17 protein-coding genes are annotated in these 12,549 nt (G+C 61.7%); 12 read left to right on the plus strand and 5 right to left on the minus strand.

Going from position 1 to position 12,549, the window contains the following annotated elements; genetic code table 11:
- The gene (kefF, locus tag AC1D13_RS22270; RefSeq protein ID WP_457282228.1) at positions 1–804 is read right to left on the minus strand and encodes a glutathione-regulated potassium-efflux system oxidoreductase KefF; all 804 of its coding nucleotides are present in this window, start codon (positions 802–804) and stop codon (positions 1–3) included.
- A 71-nt stretch (positions 805–875) separates the two neighbouring features.
- Between kefF and AC1D13_RS22275 the strand changes: the two genes are divergently transcribed.
- Together AC1D13_RS22275 and AC1D13_RS22280 are read left to right on the plus strand one after the other, a co-directional pair.
- Complete coding sequence (locus AC1D13_RS22275) at positions 876–1,493, plus strand: nucleotide-binding protein (protein ID WP_457282227.1); 618 nt, start codon at positions 876–878, stop codon at positions 1,491–1,493.
- Between the two features lie 71 nt (positions 1,494–1,564).
- Positions 1,565–2,020 carry a MaoC family dehydratase gene (locus tag AC1D13_RS22280; protein WP_477690306.1) on the plus strand — a complete coding sequence of 152 codons (456 nt, stop codon included), beginning with the start codon at positions 1,565–1,567 and terminating at the stop codon, positions 2,018–2,020.
- Between the two features lie 14 nt (positions 2,021–2,034).
- On the opposite strand, the gene AC1D13_RS22285 is transcribed toward AC1D13_RS22280, so the two are convergent.
- The 3 genes from AC1D13_RS22285 to AC1D13_RS22295 form a co-directional block, all read right to left on the minus strand.
- Positions 2,035–2,355, minus strand: coding sequence for a hypothetical protein (locus tag AC1D13_RS22285; RefSeq protein WP_457282225.1), 321 nt, complete (start codon positions 2,353–2,355; stop codon positions 2,035–2,037).
- A 189-nt stretch (positions 2,356–2,544) separates the two neighbouring features.
- Positions 2,545–3,027 (minus strand): tRNA (cytidine(34)-2'-O)-methyltransferase, encoded by a 483-nt coding sequence (locus AC1D13_RS22290; protein ID WP_477690307.1) that lies wholly within the window; start codon positions 3,025–3,027, stop codon positions 2,545–2,547.
- A 191-nt stretch (positions 3,028–3,218) separates the two neighbouring features.
- Positions 3,219–3,998, minus strand: a complete 780-nt coding sequence (locus AC1D13_RS22295; protein ID WP_477690308.1) for a ComF family protein — start codon at positions 3,996–3,998, stop codon at positions 3,219–3,221.
- A 77-nt stretch (positions 3,999–4,075) separates the two neighbouring features.
- On the opposite strand from AC1D13_RS22295, the gene AC1D13_RS22300 reads away from it, so the two are divergent.
- The 8 genes from AC1D13_RS22300 (at position 4,076) to AC1D13_RS22335 (ending at position 10,681) form a co-directional block, all read left to right on the plus strand.
- Complete coding sequence (locus AC1D13_RS22300; RefSeq protein WP_457282223.1) at positions 4,076–4,978, plus strand: methyltransferase domain-containing protein; 903 nt, start codon at positions 4,076–4,078, stop codon at positions 4,976–4,978.
- A 169-nt stretch (positions 4,979–5,147) separates the two neighbouring features.
- Positions 5,148–5,648: a DUF2244 domain-containing protein gene (locus AC1D13_RS22305; protein WP_457282222.1), complete on the plus strand. Its 501-nt coding sequence runs from the start codon at positions 5,148–5,150 to the stop codon at positions 5,646–5,648.
- 136 nt (positions 5,649–5,784) lie between these two features.
- On the plus strand, positions 5,785–6,960 hold the full coding sequence (gene coxB, locus AC1D13_RS22310; RefSeq protein WP_477666769.1) for a cytochrome c oxidase subunit II: 1,176 nt from the start codon (positions 5,785–5,787) through the stop codon (positions 6,958–6,960).
- A 97-nt stretch (positions 6,961–7,057) separates the two neighbouring features.
- Positions 7,058–8,692: a cytochrome c oxidase subunit I gene (gene ctaD / locus AC1D13_RS22315; protein ID WP_477690309.1), complete on the plus strand. Its 1,635-nt coding sequence runs from the start codon at positions 7,058–7,060 to the stop codon at positions 8,690–8,692.
- Positions 8,693–8,713: 21 nt separating this feature from the next.
- Positions 8,714–8,827 carry a cytochrome oxidase small assembly protein gene (locus tag AC1D13_RS22320; protein ID WP_457282220.1) on the plus strand — a complete coding sequence of 38 codons (114 nt, stop codon included), beginning with the start codon at positions 8,714–8,716 and terminating at the stop codon, positions 8,825–8,827.
- A 40-nt stretch (positions 8,828–8,867) separates the two neighbouring features.
- Entirely contained in the window at positions 8,868–9,479 is a 612-nt protein-coding gene (locus tag AC1D13_RS22325; protein WP_477666770.1) for a cytochrome c oxidase assembly protein, read from the plus strand.
- A gap of 2 nt (positions 9,480–9,481) precedes the next feature.
- Complete coding sequence (locus tag AC1D13_RS22330) at positions 9,482–9,685, plus strand: DUF2970 domain-containing protein (RefSeq protein ID WP_457282218.1); 204 nt, start codon at positions 9,482–9,484, stop codon at positions 9,683–9,685.
- A gap of 78 nt (positions 9,686–9,763) precedes the next feature.
- On the plus strand, positions 9,764–10,681 hold the full coding sequence (locus tag AC1D13_RS22335) for a cytochrome c oxidase subunit 3 (protein ID WP_457282217.1): 918 nt from the start codon (positions 9,764–9,766) through the stop codon (positions 10,679–10,681).
- An 84-nt stretch (positions 10,682–10,765) separates the two neighbouring features.
- On the opposite strand, the gene AC1D13_RS22340 is transcribed toward AC1D13_RS22335, so the two are convergent.
- Entirely contained in the window at positions 10,766–11,005 is a 240-nt protein-coding gene (locus AC1D13_RS22340; RefSeq protein WP_457282216.1) for a twin transmembrane helix small protein, read from the minus strand.
- An 18-nt stretch (positions 11,006–11,023) separates the two neighbouring features.
- On the opposite strand from AC1D13_RS22340, the gene AC1D13_RS22345 reads away from it, so the two are divergent.
- On the plus strand, positions 11,024–11,776 hold the full coding sequence (locus AC1D13_RS22345; protein ID WP_457282215.1) for an SURF1 family protein: 753 nt from the start codon (positions 11,024–11,026) through the stop codon (positions 11,774–11,776).
- A gap of 101 nt (positions 11,777–11,877) precedes the next feature.
- Positions 11,878–12,510, plus strand: coding sequence for an SCO family protein (locus AC1D13_RS22350; RefSeq protein ID WP_457282277.1), 633 nt, complete (start codon positions 11,878–11,880; stop codon positions 12,508–12,510).
- The last annotated feature ends 39 nt before the right edge of the window (positions 12,511–12,549 follow it).

Consider the following 12,549-nt stretch of genomic DNA (forward strand, 5'->3'; position numbering starts at 1 on the left):
TTATCTAGCCCCCACGCTTTTCACTCCGTGTGCCTTCGGCGTTACGCTGCCCCTTTCACTTTCAATAGGGGCTGCCTGGCCTTGGGGCGGCCCGACGGCCAGCCGCGCAGCGTGTCCGTTCGGCAAGTCGGCCGCAGCTTCTGGCGCAGGCCGATCCTTCATCGGAACCACGCAGGCGGCGCATTGCTCCAGGTCTTCCAGCTCGGGCCAGTCGGGGTAGCTTTGCAGGCGCTGGCGGAAGGTTGCGATGTGATCGGCAACGGTTTGCCTGTCAACGCTGTGGGCGCCGTGCAACACCAGAGGCGGCAAAAATCGCATGCCGCACAGCGCGGCGCTTTGCTCGTACGGCGGCAGGAAGGCATCAAAAAAGTAGCGGTTGTAGCCTTGTGGGTGATAGGACGTTTCGGGGCCGCCTGTGGTGGCGACCAGCCACAGGTCCTTACCCTGCAGTGCCCGGCCTTTTGCGCCTTCCTCCTCACCTTCGCCGTAGGCCCAGCCGTAGGTGAGTACATCGTCCAGCCAGAGCTTTTGCAGCGCGGGCATCGAGTACCAATGCATGGGGTGGAGCAGTACCACCAGTTGCGCGCGTTCCAGGGCGGCCTGCTCTTTGGGCACGTCGATGGCGTAGTCGGGATAGCTCGAGTACAGGTCTTGCACCTGGACACGCGGCAGGGCCTTCGCGGCCTCCATCAGCGGGCGGTTGACCCGTGATTCTCGCCAGGCAGGATGGGCCGCAATGACATAAATATCTGGATTTGCCGTGCTGCCCGCCGATTTATCAGTGGTTGTGAGAACTGTGTCCATGCCGTTACCATAGCGGAAAAGCAAGACCAAGAGTTCCCAGGAACGACAAGTTCCAAACCGAGGAGATTCGCATGCCCGTGGTTGTGATCGCCAATCCGAAGGGGGGCGTCGGCAAAACGACGCTGGCCACCAACGTTGCCGGATACTTTGCCAGCCAGGGCCATGCGGTCATGCTGGGAGACGCCGACCGGCAGCAGTCTTCACGGTTGTGGCTGGGGCTGCGGCCGCCCGCCGCCCGGCCGATTGCCACCTGGGATGTGAATGCAGACCTGATCGTCAAACCCCCCAAGGGCACGACGCATGTGGTGCTCGACACGCCCGGCGGGTTGCATGGCTCGCGCTTTAACGATGTCTTGAAGCTGGCCGACAAGGTCATCGTGCCGCTGCAGCCCAGCGTCTTCGACATCTTTGCCACGCGCACCTTCCTGGACCAGCTGGCCGAACACAAGCACGCCGGCAAGATGCAGGTGGGCATTGTCGGCATGCGCGTGGATTCACGCACGATTGCCGCCGACAAGCTGCGCAGTTTCGTTGAGGGGCTGGGTTTGCCGGTGCTGGGCTACCTGCGCGACACGCAGAACTACATTCACCTGGCCGCGCGGGGGCTCACGGTGTTTGACGTGGCACCCAGCCGTGTTGAAAAAGACATGGAACAGTGGCAGGGCATCTGCCGGTGGCTTGACCGCTGAACCTCTGAGCATCGCGCCGGTTTGTCGCTGAGCCGACATGCCGCGCCCCTATGTGTCGCTACAGTGGCGGCATGAAAATCTTTGAAACCCTGGCCGACCTGGCCGCCTGCACCGGCCAGGAAGTCGCCGTCAGCGACTGGATCACAATCACCCAGCAACAGGTCAACCTGTTTGCCGAAGCGACGGGCGACCACCAGTGGATTCATGTGGACCCTGAAAAGGCGGCGGCCGGCCCGTTCGGCGGGCCGATCGCCCATGGGTTCCTGACCTTGTCACTGCTGCCGCGTTTTTTCGAGTCGTCGTTTGAGATTACCGGCTCGCGCATGGGCGTGAATTACGGGCTCAACAAGGTGCGATTTACCGCGCCGGTGCCCGTCGGCAGCCGTCTGCGGGCACGCATGAAGCTGCTGGCTGCCGAGGCGATTGACAGCGCCGGCATGCAAATGACCTGGGAAGTGACCGTGGAACGCGAAGGCTCGCCCAAGCCGGTATGCGTGGCGGAATCGCTGGTGCGGCGATACCCCTGAATGTGCCGCTGGCGCTAGATGCGCGTCAGCTGGCTGGCCGGCAGCCAGCCCTCAAAAACACCGATCAGGCCATTGATGCGTTCGGCGGCTTCCGTCTGGGAATGCGCATGTGCGATGCATTGGTGCAGGTCGCTGCGCAGCAGCCACAGGTCGGAGGGCGTTTTGGCCAGGTTGATCTTGTAGATCACCCGCGGGGTGCGCGGATCTTCGCAATCATGCAAAAGGGTGCGCAGGCTTTCCTGGATCTGTTCGACCGAGAGCCGGTTGGCTGCTTTGGCGGTGCTGGAAAGGCGGGACGTGCTGTTGCCGAAAATACGCTGGATGACCATATTCACTGTGTTTTTCCTTCCAGTCTTGTGGACTGGGCGGTGGGAAGGGATAACGCAGGAAGGGCCGGGTAGTGGCAATCCGCACGTTCGGGCCTGCAGCGAGAACTTTAGGCTTGAAGGATTGGAGTTTAGGGTTTTTACTTAGATCCTGGCAAGGGGGGGCAGTCCAAAGGTTGGCAAAAGCGGACATATGTCTCATCCAGGCGTGCCGGGCGACCCTGAAAACCCGTTTTGCCGCCAGGCCTCAAACACGGTAACGGCCACGGTGTTGGAGAGGTTCAGGCTGCGCTGGCCCGGCAGCATGGGCACTTTGAGGCGCTGCGGTGGCGCAAAGGATTCACGTAACTCTGGCGCCAGGCCGCGGGTTTCGGCGCCGAAAACCAGCCAGTCGCCGGGCAGGAAGCGCGTGTCATAGACGCTGGCGGAGCCGTGTGTGGTCATGGCGAAGAGCCTGTCGGAGGGTGGTTGCTCACTTTCGAGGAAGGCTTGCCAGCTGAGATGCCGCAGCACCTGGGCGTACTCGTGGTAATCGAGCCCCGCCCGGCGCATGTGTTTGTCGTCCATCGAAAACCCCAGCGGTTCCACCAGGTGCAGCCGGCAGCCGGTATTGGCTGCCAGCCGGATGACATTGCCGGTGTTGGGGGGGATCTCAGGCTCGACCAGAACAATATTGAACATGGCTGGATTGTCGTGCGGCGGGCGCAGGTTTTCTGTCGGACCGCCAGCTTCTCTCCTACCGATACCGCCGGGCGACCGAAAGCTGCTTGGAGTTTTACCAGCCGGGGCCGCGGAACCGGCTTTGCCGGGCCGCAGGCGCAGCGCCCCCTCGGGGGGCAGCGTATTACACGAAGTGAAAAGCGTGGGGGCTTTTATTCGGTCCGCGCGAGGACAACGGCGCCAACATGTGCAGCGCCCGCATCCCGCAAGGCCTGTGCGGCCGTATACAGCGAGGCACCGCTGGTCATTACGTCATCCACCAGCACCACGCGCCGTCCCTGCAGTTCCCCCGTGCGCAGCGGATCCACCTGGAAAGCTCCCTTGACGTTGGCCAGCCGGTCCTTGCGTTTGAGCTGGCTTTGCGGGCGCGTGTGCTTTACCCGCAGCAGCAGCCTGGCATCGGTCTGGCCCTCTGTGCGTGTTTGCCGGGCCAGTGCCACACACAACTCCCAGGCTTGGTTGAAGCCGCGCGCCTGCAGGCGCTCCGCCGACAGCGGCACCGGAACGATCCAGTCGCCAGGGGTCAGTTCCGCCATGAGCCCGGCTACGCCCGGCGACTGGGCCAGCAGCTTTGCAAAAAAAGCGGCCCAGCCGTGCTGCCCGCCGAATTTGTAGCCCGCAATCAGCGCGGACCAGGGGTAGGCATAGTTCACGGCGGCAAAGGCGCCGTCCAGAGGCGGCGGATGGCTGACACAGGCGCCGCAGGGCTGCGGCCCAACCCGAAGACCCATGGAAAGGTCGCCGGGCAGGGCGAGAGCGCAGCGGGGGCAACGCGGGACGGCCAAGGCAAACCGGGCCACGCAGGCGCCGCACACCTGGCGCGCCGGCCAGCTGCGGCATACAGCGCACTGGCTGGCCAGGCCGGGGAAGCCGCCAAAGCGGCCGGTCGGCCGGGACGGGAATGTGGCGGGAGCAAGCAGGCGTGTGAACACCGTGTCAATATACTCGCGTACCTTCCCCGCTTGCCTCGGCGGGCCCCGCGCTTCCTTTGCCCTCTTTGCTCCCTTCCATGACCCCTACACAGCGCCCACCCACGCTCGACCCGATTGCCGTCAGCCGCTGGGACCGCACCGCTCCACTGGCCTCGCCGTGGCTTCATGAAGAAGTGGCGCGGCGCATGATGGACCGGTTGCAATGGATCAAGCTGCAGCCGCGTGCGTGGGTGCACTGGGGAGCATTGCGCGGAGGGATCCAGGCGCAGGAAAAACTGGCCGAGGCCTACCCAAAATCAAGGTGTTTTGTGGTTGAAAGCAGCTCTGGACGTGCGCAAGAAGCTATCAAAAATATAGCAAAACCGTGGTGGAATCCGCGCCGTTGGCTGGCGGCTCCCATACGCTTTGAGGCGCCACCGGCAGGAACTGCCGACATGCTCTGGGCCAACATGGCGCTGCACGAATCGGCCGACCCGCAGGCCCTGCTGGCGCACTGGCACCAAACGCTGAAGGTAGACGGTTTCCTGATGTTTTCCTGCCTGGGCCCGGATACCGCGAAGGAGTTGCGCGAGGTTTATGCGCAACTGGGCTGGCCGCCGGCCGGGCATGAACTGACAGACATGCATGACTGGGGCGATATGCTGGTGCAGACGGGGTTTGCCGAACCCGTGATGGACATGGAGCGCATCACCCTCACCTATGCGACCTCGGCGCGGCTGCTGGAAGACATCAGGGAGCTGGGCCGCAATTTTCACCCGGCGCGGTTTTCTTCCCTGAGGGGCCGGGCCTGGAAGGCGCAGCTTGAAAGTGCGCTGTCCCGCCATCTCGTCAGGGGCGAAGACGGGCGGCTCTGCCTCACCTTTGAAATCATTTATGGCCACGCGCTCAAGGCGCCGCCGCGGATCAAGGTCAGTCCGCTCAGCGCGGTGTCGGTCGCCGATATGCGCAGCATGCTGCAGGGCCAGCGCTCTGGCGGCTAGGTGCCCGGCAGGTGTTGCGCAGGCGCTCCCAATCCCTGGTGTTGACGGGTTTTCAGAAGGGGCGGCAAGGTAAACCCGGCTACAATTCAAAGCTGAATTTTTGGGTATGTTCCCAAGCCTCATGCGGTCAATGCCCAGCGTTAACCGCAGTTTTTTTGAGGGTTGCCACATGCTGCAGCCAACACCAGCGTTTCGTTTTGCCACCTTGCCCGCACAGGGCGCCTACAGCCACGATGCTGTGCTGTGGCTTCTCAAGCGTCACTGTTCACTCACACCGGCCCAGTTGGGCTGGCTGTATGTGTCTTTGTGCGGTGTTTCACTGGGTATTGCCGGATTTTTCTGGCTGCAGGGTGCCACCATGGTGATGCCTTTTGCCTGGATCGAGCTGATAGCGGTGGGGGCTGCTTTTGTGGCGTATGCCAGGCATGCGGGCGACGGTGAAAAAATCGTCCTGCAGGGCGAGCGGCTGGTGGTGGAGCTGGAAACGGCAGGGCGCACGGAGCGGGCTGAATTCAACCGCGAATGGGTCCGGATCGAGCCCAGGGATGGGGATGGGTCGCTGATTGAGGTGTCCGGGCAGGGGCGGTCTGTCCAGGTCGGGCGGCATGTGCGGCCAGAGCTGCGGCCCGCGCTGGCCCGAGAGATTCGCATGGCGTTGCGGAGTGTTTGACAGTTCCTGAAAGACTTGTGTCAGTTCAGGTGCGGCAGGAGGGCTTGCCGCTAACTTTATAATCAGCCGGTTAATTTGGTCGGTAATTGAAGCAGAAAAAGTGATCACGATGAACGTAAGCAACACCATGAGCAAAATGACACGGCTTGGCATGCAGCATGCAGGCGCAATTCTGGCATCTGCGGCCGCCTGGGTCAGCACCGCCGCTTACGCCGTCAACGACCTGAAGGGCGGCCCGGCCGTCAATCAGCTGAATTTGCACCCGGCCGTGACCAAAATTGCCGAAGAGCAGCAGTGGCTGCATTGGTTCATGATGGCCATCTGCCTCGTGATTTTTGTGGCTGTTTTCGGGGTGATGTTCTATTCCATCCTGAAACACCGCAAGTCGGTCGGCCACAAATCGGCCAATTTCCACGAATCTACCGCTGTTGAAATTGCCTGGACCATCGTCCCCTTCATCATCGTGATCGCCATGGCCCTGCCGGCCACCAAGGTGCTGGTCGCCCAGAAGGACACCACCGCCGCCGACCTCACCATCAAGGCCACCGGCATCCAGTGGAAATGGGGCTACGACTACATCAAGGGTGAAGGCGAAGGCATCGGCTTTGTCTCCACACTCGACAACACGCACCGCGAAATGTCCGACAACGGCGGCCCCAAGGCCGGCGAAGCTCCCGACAACTACCTGCTCAAGGTCGACAACCCGCTGGTTGTTCCCGTCAACAAGAAAATCCGCATCATCACTACCGCCAGCGACGTGATCCACGCCTTCGCGGTGCCGGCATTCGGCATCAAGCAGGATGCGATTCCCGGCTTTGTGCGCGACACCTGGTTCCGTGCCGAACAAGTCGGCGACTTCTACGGCCAGTGCCAGGAGCTTTGCGGCAAGGAGCATGCGTACATGCCTATCCACGTGAAGGTTGTGTCCGCAGCCGATTACAGCGCATGGGTGGCTGTCAAGGCCAAGGAAGCCGCAGCCAAGGCGGATGATCCTTCCAAGGTCTGGACGCTGGTTGACCTGAAGGCGCGCGGCGAAAAAGTGTACGCTGCCAATTGCGCTGCCTGCCACCAGGCCAACGGCAAGGGCGCTGGCCCGATCAAGCCGCTGGACGGCTCGCCGATTGTTCTCGACGCAGACCACAAGAAGCAGATTCAGACCGTGCTCAATGGGGCCGCCGGTGGCGCCATGCCTTCCTGGAAGGCGCTGAGCGACACCGATCTCGCCGCCGTGATCAGCTACTCCAAGAACAACTGGTCCAACCAGACCGGCCAGATCGTCCAGCCCGCTGAAATACAGGCGGCTCGCAAGTAAGCCTCAGGCGTTACCCGCAGATTCCATCATTTCGCCGGCGTGACCTTGCCGGCCGCAAAAGACAAGCTACAGGCACAAGCCACCAAAGGAAGCCAAGATGAGTGCAGTTCTAGACCATCACGATCACGCACATGATGACCACGATCACCATGCCCCGACGGGCTGGCGTCGCTGGGTCTTTGCGACCAACCACAAGGATATTGGCACGCTGTACCTGTTGTTCAGTTTCTTCATGCTGATGTTCGGTGGCGTGCTGGCCCTGCTGATCCGCGCCGAGCTGTTCCAGCCCGGCCTGCAACTGGTCAACCCCGAACTGTTCAACCAGCTCACCACCATGCATGGCCTGATCATGGTGTTCGGCGCCATCATGCCGGCCTTCGTGGGTTTCGCCAACTGGATGATCCCGTTGCAGATCGGCGCGGCCGATATGGCTTTTGCCCGCATGAACAACTTCAGCTTCTGGCTGTTGATCCCGGCCGGCATCATGCTGGTGGGGTCGTTCTTCATGCCTGGTGGCGCACCCGCCGCGGGCTGGACGCTCTACGCGCCGCTCACGTTGCAAATGGGCCCGTCCATGGACGCCGGTATTTTTGCGATGCACATCCTGGGTGCTTCGTCCATCATGGGTTCGATCAATATCATCGTCACCATCCTCAACATGCGCGCTCCCGGCATGACGCTGATGAAGATGCCGATGTTCTGCTGGACCTGGCTGATCACCGCCTACCTGCTGATCGCCGTGATGCCGGTGCTCGCAGGCGCCATCACCATGACGCTGACTGACCGCCACTTCGGCACCAGCTTCTTCAACCCCGCCGGCGGCGGCGACCCGGTGATGTACCAGCACATCTTCTGGTTCTTCGGCCACCCCGAGGTTTACATCATGATCTTGCCGGCCTTCGGCATCATCAGCCAGATCATCCCGGCTTTCTCGCGCAAGCGCCTGTTTGGCTACGCCTCCATGGTGTACGCCACCGGCTCCATCGCCATCCTGAGCTTCGTTGTGTGGGCGCACCACATGTTCACCACCGGCATGCCGGTTACGGGCCAGCTGTTCTTCATGTACTCCACCATGCTGATCGCCGTGCCCACGGGCGTGAAGGTGTTCAACTGGATCGCCACGATGTGGCGCGGCTCCATGACCTTTGAAACCCCCATGCTGTTTGCGGTGGGCTTCATCTTCGTGTTCACCATCGGCGGCCTGACGGGCGTGATCCTTTCGGTCGCACCGATCGACACGCAGTTGCAGGACACTTATTACGTGGTGGCTCACTTCCACTACGTGCTGGTGGCTGGTTCGCTCTACGCCCTGTTTGCCGGCTACTACTACTGGTCGCCCAAATGGACCGGCGTCATGTACAACGAAACCCGCGGCAAGATCCACTTCTGGTGGTCGCTGATTTCCTTCAACGTGACCTTCTTCCCGATGCACTTCCTGGGCCTGGCCGGCATGCCGCGCCGCTATGCCGACTACCCCATGCAGTTCGCGGATTTCAATGCCGTGGCCAGCGTGGGCGCGTTCTTCTTCGGATTTGCCCAGCTGTACTTCTTCCTGTTCATCGTGGTCCCCACGATGCGCGGCAAGGGCGCACCTGCCAGGCAGAATCCCTGGGTGGACGAAGGCGGCAAGGGCGCCGAAGGCCTCGAGTGGGAAGTTCCTTCTCCCGCGCCTTTCCACACCTTCGAAACGCCGCCCAAGCTGGATGCCTCGGCAACCCGCGTGATCGGCTGATTGAACTCAACGGTAATCGCCATGACGACACCCGAACAAAAGAAGAGCAACCTGAGGCTGGCCCTGATACTGGCTTCGGTCGCTCTGGTCTTTTTTGCCGGCTTCATGGCCAAGATGATTTTCCTGAGCCATTGAGCCGCCAGGTCGACCTCAATCTCAAACCAGTACCGATGTGATGCGGCTCAAGCGCGAAAACTTCAACATGATGGGCAAGCTGGCCGTGATCGTGCTCGGCATGTTCGGCTTCGGTTATGCGCTGGTGCCCATCTACAAGGCGATTTGCGAGATGACCGGCATCAACGTGCTGGCCCTGTCCGACCGCCAGATCCCTGGTGCGACGCCCAATTTGCCGGCCAATACGCAGGTAGACCGCACGCGCACCATCACGGTTGAGTTTGATGCGAACACGCGCGGCCCCTGGCATTTCAAGCCCGCGCAGAACACGCTGCAGGTTCACCCGGGCGAGCTGACCACTGTGATGTACGAATTCCAGAATGTGCAGGACCGGACCATGTCCGCCCAGGCCATCCCCAGCTACGCTCCCGCGCAGGCCGGTGCGCATTTCAACAAGCTTGAGTGCTTCTGCTTCAGCCAGTACACCCTGGCGCCCGGTGAGAAAAAGCAGTGGCCCGTGGCCTTCGTGATCGACCCGAAACTGTCGAAAGACGTGAGCACGATCACGCTGTCCTACACCTTCTTTGAAGTGGGCGGCAAGACGCCGGCTGCGCCCGTCACGCCCAAGGCAACGACTGCCGCCGTGCCACCTGAAAAACAGGCAGGCGCATGAGCATGGCCGCAACCCCCCGCAAACCCTCTTTTTGGCGCACGGTCAAGGCTGTGGCCTGGTCCTTTGTAGGCCTGCGTGCACGCGGCGACTACGAAGAAGACGTGAAGAATTTGAGCCCTCTCCACATCATTGTGGTGGGGCTGATTGCCGTGGTCGTGTTTGTCGCAGTCCTGGTGCTGCTGGCGAAGTGGATGGTCGCGCGCTAAAGCGCGGCATCCTCACAATGCCCCACGGTACAAGTTAAAAGATTATTGGAAATTCGAGAGAAAAACAGGAGTCGAGCGATGTCATCAGCAACCCACGGGTCAACCCCCCACTACTTCGTCCCCAGCCCATCGAGCCATCCGGTGATGGCATCTATTGGCCTGTTTTTTGTCATCTTGGGCGCCGGCCAGTGGATCAATGGCGCCGACTGGGGCAAATGGTCGTTGGCCTTCGGTATGGTGTGGTGGTTGGTCACGTTGTTCCGCTGGTTCAGCCAGTCCATCGCCGAAAGCGAAGGCGGCATGTACGGCCGCAAGATCGACATGTCCTTCCGCTGGAGCATGAGCTGGTTCATTTTTTCGGAAGTGATGTTCTTCGGCGCTTTCTTCACTGCATTGTGGTGGGCCCGCTCGCACTCCTTGCCCGCACTGGGCAGCCTGGAAAACGCGCTGCTCTGGCCTGATTTCAAGGCGGCCTGGCCCTCTATCGTGCCCGGCGCCACGACATCGCCCGCCGACATCGTCGAAGCGTTTACCGCCATGAAGCCGCTGGCGATCGGCGGCGGCATCTGGGCCAGCATCATGGGCTCCCTGCCAACGGTCAATACGGCACTGCTGCTGAGCTCCGGTGTCACCATCACCATCGCCCACCACGCGCTGATTGAAGGCAAGCGTGCCCGCACCATCGCTTTCATGTGGGCGACGGTTGCGCTCGGCGTGGTCTTCCTGTTCGTGCAGGGCTATGAGTACTTCCATGCCTATCACGAGATGAACCTGAAGCTGTCGTCCGGTGTCTACGGCTCGACCTTCTTCCTGCTCACGGGCTTTCATGGCTTCCACGTGTTTGTCGGCATGCTGATGCTGCTGTTCATCACGCTGCGCCTGCACAAAGGCCATTTCACCCCTGAAAAGCATTTCGGCTTTGAAGGCGCTGCCTGGTACTGGCACTTTGTGGATGTGGTGTGGCTGGGCCTCTACATCCTGGTGTACTGGTTGTAAGGGAACCAACAGCGGCTCAGGCCGCTCAACCAAAGGCCGCTTGATGCGGCCTTTGTTCTTTATTCCGCCACCCGCAGTGGTTTTTTATTTACCAGCGGGGATGCCGGTAGGCTGGATATAACCGAGCTTCCACGCAATCAGAATGCAGACAAACAGCAAAACCGAAAACCCGATACGGAACGCCAGTGCGCGCGCCATGTTGCTGTTTTTGCGTTTGCTGCTTTCGGCGCCTTCACTGCCCTTGCCGCCCCTGAGCATGAAAAACAATGCGGAGGCCAGGCTGGCAAAAATGGCGATAAACGCCAGTGCGATCAGGTAAGTCATGAACAGGATTATCGGCTCATGACACGTGCTTTGCACTCCCCGCGCTTCTGGATTCTCACGGTGGCCGCACTGGTGGTTGCCGGCACGACTTTTTCGCTGGGGCAATGGCAGCTGCGCCGCGCCGCGCAAAAAGAAGCGCTGCAGGCCGCCGTCGATTCCAAAGGACGGCTTCCCGCGCTGGATGTGCGTTCACTGCTTGCCAGCCAAAACCTCGCTGATGACATTCACCGGCCCGCCATGCTCAAGGGAAGCTGGCGCGCCGAGCACACCGTGTATCTCGACAACAGGCCCATGAGCGGCAAGACGGGTTTTTTGGTGGTAACACCGTTGCTGCTGGAAGGCAGCCAGCAGGCCATTCTGGTGCAGCGTGGCTGGGTGCCGCGCAACTTTGCCGACCGCACACGCCTGCCGGATGTTTCAACGCCGCCAGGCATCGTGACGGTTGAGGGCCGTATGGCCCCGCCGCCTTCCAGGCTCTATGAGTTCCAGGGTACCGAGAGTGGGCGCATACGGCAAAATCTCGACTTGCCTGCTTTCCGGGCGCAAACCGGCCTGCCGCTGCTGGATGTCTCATTGCTGCAGACCGGTGCGCCCAGCGAAGGCCTGCTGCGCGAGTGGGCTGCGCCCAACCTGGGCGTGGACAAGCACTACGGTTATGCCTTCCAGTGGTTCGGCCTTTGCGGCCTGGTGGTTCTTTTGTATGGCTGGTTTCAGCTGGTCCTTCCTTTTCGTACCCACATGCGCGGCAAACGCCGCGATCAATTGCCGTGACAAACGATACGCCTGCTACCCCTCATACCCCTGATACTCCTCCCGTCCACGCTGCTGCAGCCGGACTGCAAGACCAGCCCCTGGGCCTGACCGTGCATGCCATGCCCGTGCTGGACCAGTCCAGTACGCGCGCACCCAGCACCGTGGCAGGCCGCTGGAAAATGCTGGCCGTGCTGCTGGTGTGCGCGGCACCGGTCATCGCGTCTTACGTCACCTACTACCTGATCCGGCCCGAAGGCCGCCGCAACTTTGGTGAGTTGATTGACCCGCAGCGTCCGCTGCCGCCGCTGGCCACGCGCTCGCTCGACGGCCGAACCGGCACGCTGACGGCGCTGAAGGACCAGTGGCTGCTCATCAGTGTGGCCGGCGGCGCCTGCGGTGCGCGGTGCGAGCAGAACCTGTATTTCCAGCGCCAGCTGCGCGAGTCCCTCGGCAAGGAAAAAGAGCGCCTGGACCGTGTCTGGCTGGTGGTGGACGAAGCGCCGGTGCGTGATGCCTTGCTCCCCGCGCTGGCTTCGTCGGCGGTGCTGCGTGTGGCGCCAGCTGAACTCGCGAAGTGGCTGGAGCCCGCTGCGGGTCAGCGCCTGGAGGATCACTTGTACCTGGTCGACCCCATCGGCAACTGGATGATGCGTTTCCCGGCCGACATGGACGTCGCCGCCGCTGCCAAGGCCAAGCGCGACCTGGAGCGCCTGTTGCGCGCCTCCAGCAGCTGGGACAAAGAGGGAAGGTGAATATGGCCCCCACGCTTTTCACTTCGTGTAATGCGCTGC

This window comes from Polaromonas sp. P1_E12, assembly GCF_056405975.1.

Excerpts from the sequence above, each read along its gene's own strand:
- kefF (WP_457282228.1), bottom strand. The coding sequence starts at position 804 with ATGGACACAGTTCTCACAACCACTGATAAATCGGCGGGCAGCACGGCA.
- AC1D13_RS22275 (WP_457282227.1), top strand. The coding sequence starts at position 876 with ATGCCCGTGGTTGTGATCGCCAATCCGAAGGGGGGCGTCGGCAAAACG.
- AC1D13_RS22280 (WP_477690306.1), top strand. The coding sequence starts at position 1,565 with ATGAAAATCTTTGAAACCCTGGCCGACCTGGCCGCCTGCACCGGCCAG.
- AC1D13_RS22290 (WP_477690307.1), bottom strand. The coding sequence starts at position 3,027 with ATGTTCAATATTGTTCTGGTCGAGCCTGAGATCCCCCCCAACACCGGC.
- AC1D13_RS22300 (WP_457282223.1), top strand. The coding sequence starts at position 4,076 with ATGACCCCTACACAGCGCCCACCCACGCTCGACCCGATTGCCGTCAGC.
- AC1D13_RS22305 (WP_457282222.1), top strand. The coding sequence starts at position 5,148 with ATGCTGCAGCCAACACCAGCGTTTCGTTTTGCCACCTTGCCCGCACAG.
- coxB (WP_477666769.1), top strand. The coding sequence starts at position 5,785 with ATGACACGGCTTGGCATGCAGCATGCAGGCGCAATTCTGGCATCTGCG.
- ctaD (WP_477690309.1), top strand. The coding sequence starts at position 7,058 with ATGAGTGCAGTTCTAGACCATCACGATCACGCACATGATGACCACGAT.
- AC1D13_RS22320 (WP_457282220.1), top strand. The coding sequence starts at position 8,714 with ATGACGACACCCGAACAAAAGAAGAGCAACCTGAGGCTGGCCCTGATA.
- AC1D13_RS22325 (WP_477666770.1), top strand. The coding sequence starts at position 8,868 with ATGCGGCTCAAGCGCGAAAACTTCAACATGATGGGCAAGCTGGCCGTG.
- AC1D13_RS22330 (WP_457282218.1), top strand. The coding sequence starts at position 9,482 with ATGGCCGCAACCCCCCGCAAACCCTCTTTTTGGCGCACGGTCAAGGCT.
- AC1D13_RS22335 (WP_457282217.1), top strand. The coding sequence starts at position 9,764 with ATGTCATCAGCAACCCACGGGTCAACCCCCCACTACTTCGTCCCCAGC.
- AC1D13_RS22340 (WP_457282216.1), bottom strand. The coding sequence starts at position 11,005 with ATGACTTACCTGATCGCACTGGCGTTTATCGCCATTTTTGCCAGCCTG.
- AC1D13_RS22345 (WP_457282215.1), top strand. The coding sequence starts at position 11,024 with ATGACACGTGCTTTGCACTCCCCGCGCTTCTGGATTCTCACGGTGGCC.
- AC1D13_RS22350 (WP_457282277.1), top strand. The coding sequence starts at position 11,878 with ATGCCCGTGCTGGACCAGTCCAGTACGCGCGCACCCAGCACCGTGGCA.